The sequence below is a fragment of the Streptomyces sp. NPDC021749 genome (assembly GCF_040640655.1).
GTDB lineage: Bacteria > Actinomycetota > Actinomycetes > Streptomycetales > Streptomycetaceae > Streptomyces.
Genome location: NZ_JBFACE010000014.1, coordinates 148,181 through 165,452 on the forward strand (window position 1 = coordinate 148,181; position 17,272 = coordinate 165,452).

The 17,272-nt window shown below is 69.2% G+C and carries 12 protein-coding genes; 9 read left to right on the forward strand and 3 right to left on the reverse strand.

Features of this window, described 5'->3' with window-relative positions:
* Positions 1-95: 95 nt before the first annotated feature.
* Together AB0G35_RS16705 and AB0G35_RS16710 are read right to left on the reverse strand one after the other, a co-directional pair.
* Positions 96-347, reverse strand: coding sequence for a DUF397 domain-containing protein (locus AB0G35_RS16705; RefSeq protein ID WP_360949188.1), 252 nt, complete (start codon positions 345-347; stop codon positions 96-98).
* Complete coding sequence (locus AB0G35_RS16710) at positions 344-1,165, reverse strand: helix-turn-helix transcriptional regulator (RefSeq protein ID WP_360949189.1); 822 nt, start codon at positions 1,163-1,165, stop codon at positions 344-346. Before AB0G35_RS16710 ends, AB0G35_RS16705 begins: the two co-directional genes overlap by 4 nt.
* A gap of 112 nt (positions 1,166-1,277) precedes the next feature.
* On the opposite strand from AB0G35_RS16710, the gene AB0G35_RS16715 reads away from it, so the two are divergent.
* The gene (locus AB0G35_RS16715) at positions 1,278-1,700 is read left to right on the forward strand and encodes an ATP-binding protein (protein ID WP_360949190.1); all 423 of its coding nucleotides are present in this window, start codon (positions 1,278-1,280) and stop codon (positions 1,698-1,700) included.
* 9 nt (positions 1,701-1,709) lie between these two features.
* On the opposite strand, the gene AB0G35_RS16720 is transcribed toward AB0G35_RS16715, so the two are convergent.
* On the reverse strand, positions 1,710-3,440 hold the full coding sequence (locus tag AB0G35_RS16720) for a glycoside hydrolase family 18 protein (RefSeq protein WP_360949192.1): 1,731 nt from the start codon (positions 3,438-3,440) through the stop codon (positions 1,710-1,712).
* A gap of 428 nt (positions 3,441-3,868) precedes the next feature.
* Here AB0G35_RS16720 and AB0G35_RS16725 point away from each other — a divergent pair, with 428 nt between their 5' ends.
* The 8 genes from AB0G35_RS16725 (at position 3,869) to AB0G35_RS16760 (ending at position 17,264) form a co-directional block, all read left to right on the forward strand.
* The gene (locus tag AB0G35_RS16725; RefSeq protein ID WP_360949194.1) at positions 3,869-4,318 is read left to right on the forward strand and encodes an SseB family protein; all 450 of its coding nucleotides are present in this window, start codon (positions 3,869-3,871) and stop codon (positions 4,316-4,318) included.
* Entirely contained in the window at positions 4,318-4,941 is a 624-nt protein-coding gene (locus AB0G35_RS16730; protein WP_360949196.1) for a hypothetical protein, read from the forward strand. The genes AB0G35_RS16725 and AB0G35_RS16730 overlap by 1 nt, the downstream gene beginning before the upstream one ends.
* Positions 4,938-9,716 carry a putative T7SS-secreted protein gene (locus tag AB0G35_RS16735; RefSeq protein ID WP_360949198.1) on the forward strand — a complete coding sequence of 1,593 codons (4,779 nt, stop codon included), beginning with the start codon at positions 4,938-4,940 and terminating at the stop codon, positions 9,714-9,716. Before AB0G35_RS16730 ends, AB0G35_RS16735 begins: the two co-directional genes overlap by 4 nt.
* Before the next feature lie 23 nt (positions 9,717-9,739).
* Positions 9,740-10,126, forward strand: a complete 387-nt coding sequence (locus AB0G35_RS16740; RefSeq protein WP_360949200.1) for a hypothetical protein — start codon at positions 9,740-9,742, stop codon at positions 10,124-10,126.
* A gap of 330 nt (positions 10,127-10,456) precedes the next feature.
* Entirely contained in the window at positions 10,457-12,760 is a 2,304-nt protein-coding gene (locus AB0G35_RS16745) for an MMPL family transporter (protein ID WP_360949202.1), read from the forward strand.
* An 81-nt stretch (positions 12,761-12,841) separates the two neighbouring features.
* On the forward strand, positions 12,842-13,468 hold the full coding sequence (locus tag AB0G35_RS16750; RefSeq protein WP_360949204.1) for a hypothetical protein: 627 nt from the start codon (positions 12,842-12,844) through the stop codon (positions 13,466-13,468).
* A 359-nt stretch (positions 13,469-13,827) separates the two neighbouring features.
* On the forward strand, positions 13,828-14,034 hold the full coding sequence (locus AB0G35_RS16755; protein WP_360949206.1) for a hypothetical protein: 207 nt from the start codon (positions 13,828-13,830) through the stop codon (positions 14,032-14,034).
* Between the two features lie 125 nt (positions 14,035-14,159).
* Entirely contained in the window at positions 14,160-17,264 is a 3,105-nt protein-coding gene (locus AB0G35_RS16760; RefSeq protein WP_360949270.1) for an AAA family ATPase, read from the forward strand.
* Positions 17,265-17,272: the final 8 nt, after the last annotated feature.

A 17,272-nucleotide genomic window follows, 5' to 3' on the forward strand; every position in this document is an offset into this window, starting at 1 on the left:
TCCGGTTCCTCCGGTTGCGTGCTGAGCGGCCGTCCTTCCTCGTAGGGAAGGGCGGCCGCTTCGCGTACGTGCCGCTGGCCTCGGCGTTGAGCGATCTAATCCACGACCGCGGCCACGAACGCCTGCCAGGCGCCGACCCCGAGCGCGAGCGTCGGCCCGGCGGGGTTCTTGGAGTCGCGGACGTGGATGGCGGAGGGGGAGGCGGCGACTTCTACGCAGTCGCCGCCCTCGTCGCTGCTGTAGCTGGACTTGTGCCAGTCGTAGGCGACTTCAATGCAGTTGCCACCTTCGCTGGCGCTGTAGCTCGACTTGAACCAGGTCAGGTCGCCGCTTGCTGGGCTGCTCATGCCTCTCCCGCCAGTTGGTCGAGCAGGCTGATGCTGTCCTCCGGTGTCAGCGCCTGCGACCGCAGCATCCCATATTTGTATTGCAGCAGACTTACCTCATCGGGGTCGTCCACGAGGAAGCTGACTCGTTGGCCCTCGATATAGCCCAGTTGTCCGTGGTCCGGTGTCTCCAGCAGGACGAGTGGCCCGTCCAGCCCTGCATGTTTCGTCTGAAGCAACGGCATGATCTGGAACCCGAGGAAGGGCAACTCCGCACACCGTCGCAGCTGTCTGATTTGCTCCCGCAGGATGTCAGGGTCCCCGATCGGTCGACGCAGGACGGCCTCTTCCACAATGAAGCTCAGGACCGGCGGCGGGTCCCGCTGCAGCAGCCGCTGCCGATCGAGCCGCGCGGAGAGCCGTTCACCAGCCTCCGCTTCACCGATCGGCGGGAACAGGCACGAGAAGACGGCCCGGGCGTAGTCCTCGGTCTGCAGTAGGCCAGGCACGACGTGGTTCTCGTACGAGAGCAGTGCCAGCGCCTCCGCCTCGTACTCGACGAAGTCCTGCACGAAGGCCGGAAACCGCTCCTTCTCCGGAACCTTCTGCACCGCGACCGCCAACGCCCCCTTCGTCTCCAGGAGTTCGTCCAGCGTCTCGGCCAGGTCGATCTTCAGTGGTCTGCGGCCTTGCTCGATGGAGCCGATGGTGTCCTCATGGAGCCCGACCCGCTCGGCAAGTGCGGGCTGGGTGATCCGGGCGGCCCGCCGGAAGTGACTCAACTGGGCCCCGATCACATGCCAGGACGTGATCCTCTTCGGTTTGTTCGCCGGGTGCATGCGGCTTGCCTTCCCCCCGTCGTGACTGTCTGATGCGGCGGGAAGTCGTACATCGGATCTGTACGACCTCACGCTGTGGTCCAGCATAGTCACTGCCTGTGACATTGGAGCCATGCAGAAGGAGATCCACGCGCTTCGGTCCCGCACCGCGTTCTACCGACGGGAGCGCCGTTCCGTGTCCCTGGCCAGGGAGTTCGCCCGTACCGCGCTCGCGGACTGGGACGTGAAGCAACGTGCGGACGACATCGTGCTCTGCGTGAGCGAACTGGCCACCAATGCCCTCCTGCACGGCGTCCCGCCGGGGCGCGGTTACCGGCTGTGGCTGTCGTGGGAGGCCGCGGACGGGCCGCTGCGCATCGAGGTGCACGACAGCGGGGGCGGCGACCCGTGCGTACCGGCGGCCGCCCTCAGCGGCGAGGCCGAGGCCGGTCGCGGGCTGCTGCTCGTTGCCGCGCTCGCCGACGCGTGGGGCATCGGCGAGCGCGTACCCGGAAAGGTCGTGTGGTGCGAGTTCCGTAACGAGCACCAAGGGTGAGAGTGAGAGTTACGGCAGGGCGTGAACGTGCGGCCCGACCGCGTTCGACCACGCATTACCGCTCGCCGCGTCCCAGTTCGTGGACCAGGTCATGGCGCCCCGTACGCCCGGATACGTCCGGGACGGCTTGAACGAGCCACAGCCCGTCCCCTTGGCGAGGCAGTCCAGGGCGGCGTTCACGACGCTCGGGGCGACGTAACCGCTGCCCGCGCCCCGGGTGGAGGCGGGCAGGCCCAGGCCCACCTGGGACGGGTCGAGGCCGCCTTCGAGCTGGATGCAGGCCAGCGCGGTGAGGAAGTCCACGCTGCCTTGGGAGTAGACCTTTCCGTCGCATCCCAACATCGAGCCGCTGTTGTAGTACTGCATGTTGACGACGGTGAGGATGGCCTTCACGTTCAGCGCCGTCTGGAAGTAGCCGCCGGACGTCGACTGCATGTCGATCGTCTGCGGCGCCATGGTGAGCACGAGTTTCCCGCCCGCCTTCTGGGAGAGCGAGCGCAGCGCCTGCGTCATGTACGTCGGGTTGAGGCCGTTTTCCAGGTCGATGTCGACCCCGTTGAAGCCGTACTGCTGCATCAATGCATACACGCTGTCGGCGAAGTTGGCGGCCGAGGCGGAGTCGTTGACGGAGACCGTGCCTTTCTCGCCTCCGACGGAGATGATGACCGACTTACCGGCCGCTTGTTTGGCCTTGATGTCGGCCTTGAACTGGTCGACCGTGTAGCCGCCGAGGCCCGCCGAGTCGAGGTTGAAGGTGACCGCGCCGGGCGTGGTCGTCGCATCGGCGAAGGCGACCGCGATGATGTCGTACTGGCTCGGCACCTCGCTGATCTTCTGGACCGTCGCGCCGTTGTTGAAGTTCTGCCAGTAGCCGGTGACCGCGTGCTTGGGGACGGCGGGGTCGGTGCCGCCACCGGAGGGCGAGGTCGTTGCGGTGACCTCTGCCGAACGGGACGACTCACCGGCCGTATTGGTGGCCGTGACCTGGAAACGGTAACTGGTCGAGGGTCTCAGACCGGTCACCGTCGCCGACGTCCCGCTCACCGTCCGGTCCTTGGCGCCGTCCCGGTAGAGGGTGTAGCCGGTGGCCCCGGAGACCGGGTTCCACGACAGGGCGACCGATGACGACGTCACGGAACCCGCGGACAGGCCGCCGGGCGCCGCCGGAACCTGGGGCCCGGGGTCGGTACCGCCCCCGCCGTCCGGCCCCAGCACGCTGAAGTCATCGGCGTAGTAGGCGGGTTGTCCGTACCACCCATGGGTGGAGACGGTGACGGAGGTGGTGTGGGGGCCCGTGGTGAAGCTGGTCGCGAGCTGCTGCCACCCGGTGGCCGACGGGGTCCAGGTGGAGACGTCCGTAGTGCCGGTGCCCGACGCGCCCAGGTAGACGTACGAGCCCTGGACGTACGCACTGAGCCGGTACGTCGCGTTCGGCTTGACCGCCACGGTCTGGGAGCAGGTGGCGTTGTCCGAGGCGGTGGGGGTCGCCCTGAGCGCCGCGCTGCCGCCGTGCACGGGCGACCCGACGGAGGCCCCACTCCCCGCCGAACAGGTCCAGTTGCTCAGCCCGGACTCGTAGCCGGCGTTCTTGGCGACGTTGACGTCGTCGTCGGCGGCGGCCGCGGCCGGGGCGGCCGCAGTCATGCCGCCCGCCACGCTGGCGAGAACCGCCACCACGGCGGTGAAAAGGCGTCTGTGGCGCAGGGGTCTGATGCGGGTGCGTGCTGCGGTGCGAGGCATACCTGTCTCCTGTGCTGAAGGGGGAAGCCCGAGGACTGCACGAGACGGTGGCCACCGCTGACGAGGGGCCGTTCGGTCCCGACCCTGCGCCCAGAATGGTTCAGACCAATGCCCCGGTCAAGGGGTGTGACGCGGGCGGACGGGCTCGTGCGGGGGCGGCTGTGGCCGGCACGAAGAGGGCGGAGTCGGTTGTGGGGGCGGCCGCCAGTGGCCGCCAGTGGCCGCCAGTTTGGCGGGCGAATCCTCTCGCCGCCCAAACAGCAAGGTAATTGAACTCGAAAAGAACTGCGGGCCGGTTTCCCGGTTCGGTCGCCCGGTCCGCCTTTCCTTCGGCCTCCTGGTCCGTGTCTCGGCGGCTCGTTGTCAGTGCCGTATGCCAAAGTATGTTCGATAGTTGAGCAGGGAATCGGGGGAGGGGTCGATCCGTTATGTCTTTGATCGATGAGGTAGCGGCGATTCACGCCGGACAACCAGATCCGGCCGCACTCGTAGGTGAATTTCGGCGCACGCATGTCTTGATTCCGACGGTCAATGACAGCCTTCTCTCCACCGAGTTGGACGGCATCCGCTGGCTGTGCGCCTTCACCGACGAGGAGGCGCTGTCCCGCTTCGCGCTGGGGCGTGGTGCGGAGCCCGGCGCGGAGTGGCAGTACGTGTCCGTGTCCGGCGCTCGTGTCCTTGACGTGCTGATTCCCGCCATCGAGGGCCCTACGGGGGTGGCTCTGGATGCGGGTAGCGAACAGGGCGCGCTCTTCCCGCCGGTGGCCGGAATCGTGCCCGACCGAGTGGCCATCGACGTCACCGCCGTATCGGAAGATGGTGTATCTGGCGGTATATCTCGCGGCATATCGGACGTAGCGCATGAGGGGGAGCGTTAATGGGCCTGTTGGAAGGAAACGGCTACCAGCTGGAGCCGGAGGCATTCGAGCAGCTGACCAAGGGCATCAGGGCCGCAACGTCCGAACTGAAAGAACTCGGCTTCGATATGGAGGCCCAACTGGGCCGCGGTTTCGACCGGTTGTCCCTGGACAGCATGGAATGCGGCGACGACGGCCTGGCCGCGGCCCTGGACTCGTTCTGCGACCGCTGGGGCTGGGGCGTACGCACCCTGATGCAGGACGCCAACACATTCTCCAAGAAGCTGGGTCTCGCGGCCGGCAATTACTACGAGCAGGAGCAGTACGTCTCGGACGTCATGAAGCAGACCGTGAACGCGTCGATGGGCGACCCGTCCCTGACCGCGGAGCAGTTGCACAAGAGGTCATGGGGCACGGTCTTGGGAAACAATCCGATCTCCCAGGTGGCGAACGCCGACTTCGACCCGAACTCCAAGGAGTCGTTGGAGTCGCGCCAGCAGATGGTGGAGGTGGCCACCCAGGCCGGTCAGGACGTCACGTCGATCCCGGACCGCATCGCACTCGGCGATGAGGAGGTCACCGGCGTCAGCACGAAGTTCTACGCAGCGGACGAGTCCGAGGGGCACGGGGGTAACGGCAAGTGAGCATCTTCGGTGATGCCGTCGACGCGGTCGGCGAGGGCGCGGGCAAGTTCACGGACGCCGTGGAGCGGGGGGCGGGCGAGCTGATCGAGGAGGGTTCCGACCTCACCGGTGATGCGCTGGAGTCGGTCGGCCTCGATGATGCGGCGCATGCGGTCCGTAGTGGCGGGGCCGAGCTGGCCGGTGCTCTGGGTGCCCATGTCGACGAACGGCAGCTGGGTGAGACCGAGGACCCCAAGGAGCTCATCCACGGCGACGTGGAGAAGATCAACGAAACGGCGTCCCATCTGAAGGACTTCTCCGCCGCCTTCGACCGGGTCGCGGACGGTATGCGGAAGCTGGGTTCGGGCCACCACTGGAGCGGCAAGGCGGCCGATGCCTTCCGTGAGGCGTTCGACATGCATCCCAAGCAGTGGATGCACGCGGCGGACGCCTGTGGCGACGCCTCGAAGGCCCTGAAGTCGTATGCGGAGACCGTCAGTTGGGCGCAGGGCAAGGCGGCCGACGCGATCGAGAAGTACCGCAAGGCCCAGGAAGCCACCCAGCGCTCCCTCGACGACTACAAGGCCCGCGTCGAGAAGTACAACGCCCGGGCCGACGCCTACAACGCCGCCGTCGAGCAGGGACAGGACCCGGGCCCCAAGCCGCAGGAGCCCACCGTCTCGGTCGACCCGGGTGCGGAGGGGCGGGAAGCCGCCGAGGACATGCTCAAGAGCGCCCGCAGCCAGCGCAACGAAGCCGCCGAGCGGGCCCGTAACGCCGTCAAGGCCGCCATGGCGCACGCACCCGAGAAGCCCGCGTTCACCGAGCTGGCGGGGGCGGCGCTCAAGGACGGCGGCGAGGCGTTCGTGCTGGAGCACCTCCACATGGCCGGCGGCGCCGTGAAGGCCGGCGCCGAGACCCTCAAGCTGGGCCGGATGATCAACCCGCTGGATCCGTACAACCTCACCCACCCCTGGAAGTACCTCAGCAACACCTCGACGACCCTCCTCGGCCTGGCCTCGGCCCCCCTCCACCCCGTCGCAGCCGCCAAGGGCATGCTGGGCACCGGCTGGGGCAGCGACCCGGCCGACGCCGCCCTCGGGCTCATCGTCAACACCGTCGGCGGGAAGGGAGCAGGTGGCCTGGCCAAGGGAGCGGCGCGCGCCGGCGCCAAGGACATCGCCAAGAGCTGGGCGCGGCACGCGGCCCGCAACGGCGGCAAGATCACCGTCCGCGACCGGGCCCGGATCGCCGCCTGCAAGATCTTCGGCAGCGACCCCATCGACATGGCCACCGGCCGTATGCACCTGCCGCAAACGGACATCACCCTCCCCGGCAGCCTCCCCCTCTCCTTCTCCCGCACCTTCGAGTCGTCCTACCGCACCGGCCGCTGGTTCGGCCCGACCTGGATGTCCACGGTCGACCAGCGCCTGGAGATCGACTCCGAGGGCGTCATCCTCATCGGCGAAGAGGGCAACTTCCTCTGCTACCCCCACCCCGCGGTCGGCGTCCCCACCCGCCCGGTCGAAGGCGACGGCGCCCCGCTGGAACTCACCCCCGACGGCGACTACGTCCTCGTCGACCCGGTGACGGGCCTACGCCGCTACTTCACCACCCACACCGACCACCTCGCCGTCCTCGACGAGATCTCCGACCGCCACGGCAACCACCACACCTTCGACTACGCCGAAGACGGCACCCCGCTCGCCATCACCCACAGCGCCGGCTACCGCCTCCTCCTCACCACGGAGGAGGGCCGCGTCACCGCCCTCCACCTGGCCGGCGCCGCCCCCGACGGCGGCGACCAACTCCTGGTCACCTACGGCTACGACGAGCGCGGCAACCTCACCACCGTCACCAACTCCTCCGGCCTTCCCCTCCGCTTCACCTACGACGACGCCGGCCGTATCACCTCCTGGACCGACACCAACAACAGCAGCTACCACTACGTCTACGACGACGCCGACCGCTGCATCACCCAGGGCGGCATCGAGGGCCACCTCCGCGGCGACTTCACCTGGGGCGACCCCGACCCGGAAACCGGCCTGCGCACCAACCAGCACCGCAACTCCCTCGGCCAGGTCACCACCTACCAGGTCAACGACCACCACCACATCGTCGCCACGACCGATCCGACGGGCGCCACCACCCGAACGGTGCGGGATGCCGGCCACCGCATCCTGTCCACCACCGACCCCCTGGGCCGCACCACCACCATCACCTACGACGACGCCGGCCGCCCGGTGACGGTCACCCTCCCCGACGGCTCCACGTCCACCACCACGTACGACGCCGACGGCAACCCGGTCGCGGTCACCGGACCCGACGGCACCACCTGGACCCACAGGTACGACGAGACCGGCAACCGCACAGCGACCACGGACCCCACCGGCGCCACCACCACCTACACCCACGACGCCCGCGGCAACCTCGCCAGCATCACCGACGCCCTCGGCAACACCACCCGCCTCTACTGCAACGCAGCCGGCCTCCCGCTCTCCGTCACCGACCCCCTCGGCGCGGTGACCCACTACCGCCGCGACGCCTTCGGCCGCACCACCTCCATCACCAACCCACTCGGCGAAACCACCCACATGGTGTGGACCGTCGAAGGAAAGCTGGCGGCCCGAATAGACCCCACCGGCGCCACCGAGGAATGGACCTACGACGGCGAGGGCAACCGCACCTCCCACACCGACGCCATCGGCCAGACCACCACCTTCGAGTACGGCCACTTCGACCTCCTCACGGCCCGCACCACTCCCGACGGCGTTCGCTACACCTTCCTCCACGACACCGAACTCCGCCTCACCCAGGTCACCAACCCCCAGGGCCTGACCTGGAACTACACCTACGACCCCGCCGGGCGTCTGATGTCGGAGTCGGACTTCGACGACCGGGTGCTCACCTACACCCACGACCCCGCAGGCCAGCTCACCACCCGCACCAACGCCCTCGGCGAGGTCACCACCTACACCCGAGACACCCTCGGCCGCATCACGCGCAAGGACGCCGCAGGCCTCCTCACCACCTACACCCACGACGCCTCCGGCAACCTCCACCAGGCCACCAACCCCGACGCCACCGTCACCTACACCCGCGACGTCCTGGGCCGGATCACCTCCGAAACCGTGAACGGCCGCACCATGACGTTCACGTACGACGCCCTGGGCCGCCGCACCAGCCGCACCACCCCCACCGGCCACACCACCACCTACACCTACGACGCCGCCGGCAACCGCACCGCCATGGACATCGCCGGCCACGTCCTCACCTTCGACCACGACGCCGCCGGCCAGGAACTCACCCGCACCATCGGCGACAACCTCACCCTCCACCACACCTGGGACCCCACCGGCCGCCTGACCTCCCAGTCCCTCACCTCCCAGTCCCCCACGTCCACGTCCCTCACCACACTCGGAACCGGCACCGCCCAAACCCCCCACACCGCCGCCGCAGAAGTCGAGCAGGTCCTCTCCCGCTCCTACACCTACCGCCCCGACGGCCACCTCACCGCGATCGACGACTCTCACACCGGCCGCCGCACCTTCGACCTCGACCGCGCCGGCCGCGTCACCGCCGTCCACGCCACCGACTGGACCGAGACCTACGCCTACGACGCCGCCGGCAACCAAACCCACGCCACCTGGCCCGACCGCCACCCCAACCCCTCCGCCCGAGGCGACCGCACCTACACCGGCACCAACATCACTCGCGCGGGCCGCATCCGCTATGAGCACGACGAACTGGGGCGGGTAACCCTCAGACAAAAGACGCGCGTCTCCCGGAAGCCGGATACGTGGCGATACACCTGGAATGCGGATGACCGCCTGACTTCCGTGGTTACTCCGGATGGCACCACCTGGCAATATCTCTACGACCCCTTTGCCCGCCGCATAGCCAAACAGCGCTTGGCGGGTGACGCCTCTACGGTTGCTGAACAGACTTACTTTACCTGGGACGGTCCCACTCTCACCGAACAAACGTCCTGCGCGCAAGGGAAGCAAGAGTCTCTAGCCCTCACGTGGGACTATAAGGGGACTACGGCTCTCGCGCAGACGGAACGTAAACTGTTGGCGCGAAAAGCCGACCTGGCCTCCGATCAGAGAATCGTAGATCAGCGCTTCTTTAGCGTTATTAGTGACCTCGTTGGAAGCCCAACGGAAATGCTCACGGAAACGGGTGGCGTCGCTTGGCGAAAGAGGGCCAGTCTCTGGGGCGGTGCCGGGTGGGACGGTGGCGCGACGGCGTTCACGCCGCTGAGATTCCCCGGTCAGTACTTCGATTTTGAAACGAGCCTGCATTATAACTATCATCGCTACTATGACGCTGAGAGTGCGCGTTATTTGTCGCGTGATCCCCTGGGGTTGCGGGCAGGCCCAAACCCTGTTTCCTACGTAAAGAATGCACACGTGCAGTTCGATATGTTCGGACTGTTCTCGTGCCGGGTCCCGGATGATGCAGCAGCACAGGAAGCCAAGGAGACGATCCTGCACGGGCCCTTCCACAGGAAGGAGTCACCGACGCAGACAGTCGAGCATGCGAGGCTCCAGCAGGAGAGTGGTGAACTGTGGGGAGGGGTGTCTCCGCGTCTGGGTGGAGAAGAGGCGGCTCGAGCGCATTGGGGCCCCCTCCCCGAAGGGGCAAAGGGGGTGGAATTCTATACTGAATTGCGCCCCATTCGCACTATGGTCTCGCAGGTGTGGTGGGAGGTAGGGAAGGTACCAGGAGTCGTCCTCGAAGATGGCTGGGCGAAGATTAAGATCTATATATCAAAGAACACCCAATTGGATTGATTATTTCGGAGGTTCTTGTGCTGGTGAAACTCGCCAACCTGCTTGCTAGATGTTTTCGGCGTGAAAGTTCTGCCACAGGGTGGATGCAGGTGGATCTTTCCGTCTGGGAGCAGGGTCGAGGTTCCAAGTATCCCATCGCCCTTCTTCGCCCTACCGAAGCCGAACCGCCGTTCAATCGGTTGAAATTCGAATATCCAGAGGATGAAGATAATTTTGGTTTCGCGATCGTCAGGCTTGGGTCGGGGGTCGTTGTGGCGCTAGTTTCTGACCCGACTAGCCCTACGCCAGGTACCGGACTGTATGGGGTGGGTAAGGATGAGTCCAGGTCAATCCTTCGGGAAGCGCGGAAGGCGTTCAATCTGGATGAATCCGATGTCTTGTGGGTTTCTGGTGAAACTCCTCAATCGTGAAAAGAGGGTTGATGGTCTATTGCTGGTTATTTGAGGCGCCGCATTCGCCGACTTTGTGTGTCATGTAAGACGCCGGGATTGCCTATCGAGCGGCATCGATTAGGCTTTTGGTTGGATATCAGTAATACCTAAGGGGGGCTCCAAGCTCCGTCTTTCTGTGGAGTAGCCCACAAAAAGGTCAAACGATCTTTTCCGGGTGTCACTCTGCTCTGATGGGGCTCGCCGACGTGCCAAACCGGCGCGTGGGGGCCCGCCCGTCCCCGTTCATAGCGCTCGGCACCACCCGTACCCGGGAGTTCTCGACGCACAACCCGGGAAGCGATCGACGTCGTGACCGCTCTGGCTCGGTGGTGTCTCAGGCGCCGCTTCGTGGTGATCGTTCTTTGGCTTGCCGTGTTTGTGGGCGTGGGCGTGGCCGCGGGGGTGAGCGGGTCCGCGTACTCCACTGACTATGAGGTGCCGGGGACCGAGTCGGGGCGGGCGGCTGCGCTGATGGAGAAGGCGTTCCCGGGGGAGGCGGGGGACAGTGACACCATCGTGTGGCACACCGATCACGGGACGGTGCGGGCCGGTGCGGTGGAGAAGACCATGCGGCAGACCCTGGAGAGGGTTGACGGGTTGCCCGGGGTTGCCGAGGTTCATGGTCCCTATACGAAGCACGAGCGGGGAGCGCGCTCCCAGGCGGTGTGGCAGATCAGTCAGGACGGGCGGACCGCGTATGCCTCGTTGATCTTCCAGCGGCCGACCGATGAGCTGGATGCGGCGCAGGTCCGGAAGGTCGTCGAGGTCGCGCGGTCTGCGAGCGGCGACGGGCTCCAGGTGGAGCTCGGCGGGGCCGGGATTGCGGTGACCGAGGCGCCGCGGGCGCAGTTGCCGGAGCTCATCGGGCTGGGTGCGGCGGCCGTGGTGTTGTTCTTGGCGTTCGGCTCGCTGGCTGCGACTTTCCTGCCCATCGTCACGGCGGTGGCCGCCGTGGGCACCGCGTCCGCCGGCATCGCGCTGCTCAGTCACGCCATGACCGTTGCCGACTTTGCGCCGATGCTCGGGAGTCTGATCGGGCTCGGGGTGGGGATCGATTACGCGTTGTTCATCGTGACCCGGCACCGGAAGGGGTTGCGGGCCGGACTGTCGGTCCAAGAAGCCGCCGAGCGGGCCGTGGCGTCGTCCGGGCGGGCGGTCGTGTTCGCCGGGGCGACCGTGTGTATTGCGTTGCTGGGGATGCTGGTGCTGCGGCTGAGCTTCTTGAACGGGGTGGCGCTGGCCGCTTCGCTCACCGTGGTGCTGACCGTCGCCGCGTCCGTAACCCTGTTGCCGGCTCTGCTGGGGCTGATCGGGATGCGGGCGCTCGGGCGGCGGGAGCGGCGGAGGCTGGCCGGGGAAGGGGAACGGACTGAGCGGCGCGCCGGGATGGCCGCGCGCTGGTCCGGGTTCGTCGAGCGGCACCCCAAGCTGCTGGGCACGGTCGCGGCCACCGTCATGCTCACCCTCGCGCTGCCCACGCTCGGCCTCCACCTCGGGACCTCCGACCAGGGCAACAACCCGGCCACCTCGACGACCCGCAAGGCGTACGACCTGATGGCGCGGGGCGGCCCCGGGGACGGGCCCGGGGGCGGCTTCGGGCCGGGAGCCAACGGGCCGTTGACGCTGGTCGGCACGCTGGAGGGGGCCAAGGACCGGATCGCCTTCGACAAGCTGCCGCGCCAATTGCGCACCACCCCCGGGGTGGCCCAGGTCGGCGGGCCGGAATTCGACGGCAGTCGGAGCACCGGCGTGCTGACCGTCATTCCGGATAGTTCGCCGCAATCCCGGCAGACTTCCGACCTGGTGGAGCGGCTGCGGGACGATGTGCTGCCGAAGACCGAGCGCGGTACCACGATGCGGGTGGCGGTCGGAGGGGTCACTGCCGGCTACGACGACTTCGCGTCCGTGATCGTCGGGAAGTTGCCGCTGTTCGTCGGCGTCGTCATCGCGCTGGGATCGGTCCTGTTGCTGCTCGCCTTCCGCTCGCTCGCGGTACCGCTCAAGGCGGCGCTGATGAACGTCGCGGCCGTCGCCGCCTCGTTCGGGGTCGTGGTCGCGATCTTCCAGTGGGGGTGGGGGAGCGAGCAGCTGGGGCTGGGCAGCGCCGGGCCGATCGAGCCGTTCCTTCCGGTGATCATGGTGTCGGTGCTCTTCGGGCTGTCCATGGACTACCAGGTGTTCCTGGTGTCGCGGATGTACGAGGAGTGGCAGCTGACCGGGGACAACCGCCGGGCGGTGCGGGTCGGTCTGGCGGAGACCAGCCGGGTGATCAACTCGGCGGCGGTCATCATGATCGCGGTGTTCGCGGCCTTCGTGCTGAGCGGCGACCGGACGATCGCGATGTTCGGGATCGGGTTGGCCTCCGCCGTCGCCCTGGACGCGTTCGTACTGCGTACGCTGCTGGTCCCGGCGCTCATGCACATGCTGGGCGGTGCCAACTGGTGGCTGCCGTCCTGGCTGGCACGGTGGCTGCCCCGGATCAGCATCGAACCGCCGCCGGAGCAGGTGAGCGGAGGGACGGAGCCGTCCGGCGTGCCGGGGCCTCCCGGGCCTCCCGGGCCTCCCGGGCCTCCCGGGCCGCGGGACGGTGAGCGGCCGCTGGTAGGGGCGTGAAAGCGCTCATGGAGGCCCGTGCCGGGTCCGTCCTCCGCCGTTCTCATCTCACTCTCAGACACGGCACCTACGGTCGCGCCCATGGGTACGACCAGGACGACCGACACGATCGACACGACCGACAGCACCGCCACCACCGAGAAGCGGACCGACGACGAGACCGTGCCGGCGCAGGCCGTCGCCACGGAGAAGGAGACGGACGCCGCGGCGGCCCCCGGGGCTGCCGACGAGGACATCGAGCACACCGAGGACGCCGAGGACATCGAGGGCGCTGACCAGGGCCAGGAGCTGGACCAGGACGCGCCTGCACCGCCCGCCGCCCCCAGCGTGGCCGCCGGTGCCGGCGCAGTCGTCGCCGCCGGGCTCGGGCTCGCCTCCGTCACCGGCACCTGGCTCGGCACGCTGATGGCCGAGCGGCAGACGCTGATGGGGCAGATCAACCTCCAGGCCGGTAAGGCCACCGACCAGATCTCCGCCATGTACGGCACCCCCTGGCACACGACCGCCCTGGTCAACGGCGTCTTCGCGGTGCTGGCGGCGCTGGTCGCCGCCGTGGTCCTGACCCGGCCGCGGGCCACCTGGGTACGGGCCGTCGCCTGGGGCGGGCTGGCCCTCGGCGTGCTCGGCCTGCTGATCTCGGCGGGCATGTACCTCGACCTGTTCGGGAGCATGCCCACCATCCCCAAGGGCACCCGGCCCGGCGCCTGAGGCCGGGCCGGCTGCCCGGTCTCGCTAAGGCCCCTGTGCCTTAGGCACCCGCTCCGGTGTCTAAGGCACAGGGGCCTTATCGCTGTCCGGGACTGGTACGGGCGGTGCCGTGCGCACCGCCCGTACGCCGTTTCCCGGGAGCAGGCCGTATTTCCTAAGCACCCCCGCGCCCGAAGATCGGGCAGTCTCCCGATGTGGCGGGCCCCCTTGGAGACGAGGCTTGAGCACGTCAACGAGCCCGCACCACTGGGGCTCAATGAGCCGCCCGTACTACCAGGGCTTTACGAGCCCGCACCACCGCGGCTCAGCCATCCCACACCACCGGTGCTCAACAAGCCCACACCACAGGGGAGAACGAGATGCACAGCTTCGAACTGGAGCTCCGGGTCCGTCAGGACGAGCTGCACCGCGAGGCCGCCCGGCAGCGTCTGGCGCGCGAGGCGATCGAGGGCCGGCGGGCCGCGCGTGCCGCCGCCGCCCGCTCCGGGAGCGACGAACCCGAGGGGCGGGTGAGGAGCAGCCGGAGCCGGGCCCGGCGGTGGCGGGTACGCCGTGCCACCGCCTGAGCCGGCCGGGCCGGGCGAGGGCACCCTGCCACTGCTGGAGCCGTCCGGCACCCGGCCCCCCCTCCGCGCCACCCGCCACCTCCCACCCGACCAAACCCCCTGCCGGAATGTCAGACCCCTGTGCGATGCTCAAGCCCGTGGAGACCAGGTCCGTCAGTCCCGTGTTCGTCGGTCGAGCCGCCGAACTCACCGCGCTCGATGACGCGCTCGCCCGCGTCGCGGCGTCCGGCGAGCCGCAGGCGCTGCTGGTCGGGGGTGAGGCAGGGGTCGGAAAGACCCGGCTGATTGAGGAGTTCGGCGAGGCCGCGCGGGGGCGGGGCGCGCTGGTCGCGCTCGGCGGCTGCATCGAGATCGGTTCGGAGGGTCTGCCCTTCGCACCGTTCTCGGCGATTCTGCGCACTCTCAACTGGCATCTGCGGGACGAGCTCGCCGCCGCCGTCGCCGGGCAGGAGGGTGAACTCTCCCGTATTTTGCCTGAGTTGGGCGAGACGCCCGGTGAGGCGCACGGGGAGGAGATCGGCCGGGCGCGGCTCTTCGAGCTGACCGCCCGCCTCCTGGAGCGTCTCGCCGCGGAGCGCACGCTCGTCATCGTCATCGAGGACCTCCACTGGGCCGACCGCTCCACCCGCGAACTCCTCACCTACCTCCTGCGGGCCCTGCACGACGCCCGCGTCCTGTTGGTGGCGACGTACCGCTCCGACGACATCCACCGCCGCCACCCGCTGCGCCCGTTCCTCGCCGAGATCGACCGGATGCGCACGGTCCGGCGGGTCGAGCTGGACCGTTTCAACCGCGAGGAGGTCCGCTCCCAGCTCGCCGGCATCAACGGCAGCGCCCCGGAGGAGGACACCCTCGACCGGGTCTTCCGCCGCTCCGAGGGCAACGCGTTCTTCGTCGAGGAGCTGGCCCGCAGCCTCGCCGACGGCTGTCTGCACGGCCTCAGCGACCCGCTGCGCGATCTGCTGCTGGTGCGCGTCGAGGCGCTGCCCGAGGACGCCCAGCGGGTGGTCCGTACGGCCGCCGAGGGCGGCTCCACCGTCGAACACGAACTTCTCTCCGCCGTCTGCCAGATGCCCGAGGACGACCTCATCGGGGCGCTGCGGGCCGCCGTCGGCAGCAACACCCTCGTGCCCACCGACGACGGCACGGGCTACCGCTTCCGGCACGCCCTGGTCCGCGAGGCCGTCGTCGACGACCTGCTGCCCGGTGAGCGCACCCGCCTCAACCGCCGCTACGCCCAGGCCCTGGAGGCCAACCCCTCCCTGGTGCGCGCCGACGCCTGCGCGACCCGCCTGGCCAGCTACTGGTACAAGGCCCATGACGCCGCCAAGGCGCTGCCCGCCGTCCTCGCCGCCTCCGTGCAGGCCCGCCGTCGCCATGCCTACGCCGAGCAACTCCGGCTGCTGGACCGGGCCCTGGAGCTCTGGGACGACGCCCCGCCCGAGGTCCGCCAGGGGGTGCGCCCGGTCGACCACGTCGAGGCGTACCCGGCCTGCGGCTGCGACGACGACTCCCTGCGCTTCCTGGACCTGCTCGCCGAGATCGCGGTGGCCGCCCGGCTGTCCGGCGACGGCGAGCGCGCCTTCCAGATCACCAAGCGCGCCCTGCGCGCCCTCCGCGAGGAGAACGACCCCCTTCGGACGGCCTGGTTCCTGGTGCAGCGCTCCCGGCTCTGCCAGGGCACCGGCCGCGGCAACGGCTGGGAGGACCTCGGCCGGGCCCAGGAGCTGATGCGCGGCCTGCCGCCGTCGTCCGTGCACGCCGAGGTGACGGCCGCCGTCGCCAGCTGGGCGGTGCTGCACGAACCGGGCCCGGCCACCTTCGCCACCGCCGAACGCGCCGTGGAACTCGCCCAGTTGGTCGGTGACGAAGAGGCCGAGCTGAATTCCCGGCTGACCCTGGCCGGGCTGCGGACCGACTCCGGCGAGGTCGACGAGGGCCTCGCCGACCTCCGGGCCGCGCTCGACCGCGCCGTCGAGCGCGGCTACTTCACCGCCATCGGCCGCGGCCACGTCAACCTCCCGTCCTTCCTGGAGGGCGTCGGCCGCTCCCGGGAGGCCGTCGAGGTCACCGAGCAGGGCATCGAACTCACCACCCGCTACGGCCTGAAGGACAAGACCTGCTGGGTGATGGCCAACCGCGCCGAATCGCTCCAGTCGCTGGGCCGCTGGGAAGAGGCGGGCCGGGCCGCGGCCGACTCCCGCCGGCTCGCCCAGAACGCCCGCTCGATCGCCCTGGCCGCCAACCGCCGCACGGATCTTGCCCTGGGCACGGGCGACTTCGACGAAGCCGAGCGCGAACTGGCCGTCGCCCGCGAGCACTACGGCACCCACGACCCCCAGCCGCAGCACGCCATCCCGCTCGCGCAGCACGCCCTGCGGATCGCCGCCCACCAGGGCCGCATCCTGGACGCCCGGGCCATCCTCACCGAAACCCTGGACGCCGGACTGCCGCCCGGCATCCAGCGCTACGCCTGGCCCCTGCTGTGGTGGGCCACCGCCGCCGAGTCGGACGCCCGCGGACTGCCGGCCGCCGGGCCCGGCCGGGCCGCCGTCCTCGCCCGGGTCCGCGACGCCGCCAAGAGGCTGGCCCGGGCCTGCCCGATATGGGAGGCGTACGCCGTCGCCGTCGAGGCCGAACTCCGCCGCGCCGAGGGCCGGGAGACCCCCGACCACTGGGCGGCCGCGGTCGCCGCCTTCACGCCGCTGGAGCGCCCGTACGAGCTCGCCCGGGCCTGCTACCGCTGGGCGGAGTCACTGCTGCACGGCACCGAGCGGGCCACCGCAGGACTGGAGGGCCGCACCCCGCGCGAGGCCGCCGTGCTGCTGCTCGGCCAGGCCCACACCGCCGCCACGACCATGGGTGCCCGCCCGCTCGCCGAGGAACTCGCCCTGCTCGCCCAGCGCGCCCGCATCCCGCTGCCCGGGCTGGCACCGGCCACGGCGGACGCAGCGGACGCCGGCGCCGGGGACGGCGGGACCGCCGGGGAGACCCGGGCCGCCGAGACCCCCGCCGCCTCCCTCGGCCTGACCCCCCGCGAGCGCGACGTACTGCGCCTGGTGGCCGACGGCCGCAGCAACCGCCAGATAGCCGACGCGCTGTTCATCTCGCCCAAGACGGCCAGCGTCCACGTCTCCAACATCCTCGCCAAACTGGGCGTCTCCGGGCGCGGCGAGGCCGGCGCGGTGGCCCACCGCCTCCGGCTGTTCGGCGAACCGGCCGCGCGCTAGGTCAAGAC

Bases quoted from the DNA above. Each gene is read 5' to 3' on its own strand.
- AB0G35_RS16750 (WP_360949204.1), top strand. From the start codon at position 12,842: ATGGGTACGACCAGGACGACCGACACGATCGACACGACCGACAGCACC.
- AB0G35_RS16725 (WP_360949194.1), top strand. From the start codon at position 3,869: ATGTCTTTGATCGATGAGGTAGCGGCGATTCACGCCGGACAACCAGAT.
- AB0G35_RS16755 (WP_360949206.1), top strand. From the start codon at position 13,828: ATGCACAGCTTCGAACTGGAGCTCCGGGTCCGTCAGGACGAGCTGCAC.
- AB0G35_RS16720 (WP_360949192.1), bottom strand. From the start codon at position 3,440: ATGCCTCGCACCGCAGCACGCACCCGCATCAGACCCCTGCGCCACAGA.
- AB0G35_RS16730 (WP_360949196.1), top strand. From the start codon at position 4,318: ATGGGCCTGTTGGAAGGAAACGGCTACCAGCTGGAGCCGGAGGCATTC.
- AB0G35_RS16715 (WP_360949190.1), top strand. From the start codon at position 1,278: ATGCAGAAGGAGATCCACGCGCTTCGGTCCCGCACCGCGTTCTACCGA.
- AB0G35_RS16710 (WP_360949189.1), bottom strand. From the start codon at position 1,165: ATGCACCCGGCGAACAAACCGAAGAGGATCACGTCCTGGCATGTGATC.
- AB0G35_RS16705 (WP_360949188.1), bottom strand. From the start codon at position 347: ATGAGCAGCCCAGCAAGCGGCGACCTGACCTGGTTCAAGTCGAGCTAC.
- AB0G35_RS16760 (WP_360949270.1), top strand. From the start codon at position 14,160: ATGCTCAAGCCCGTGGAGACCAGGTCCGTCAGTCCCGTGTTCGTCGGT.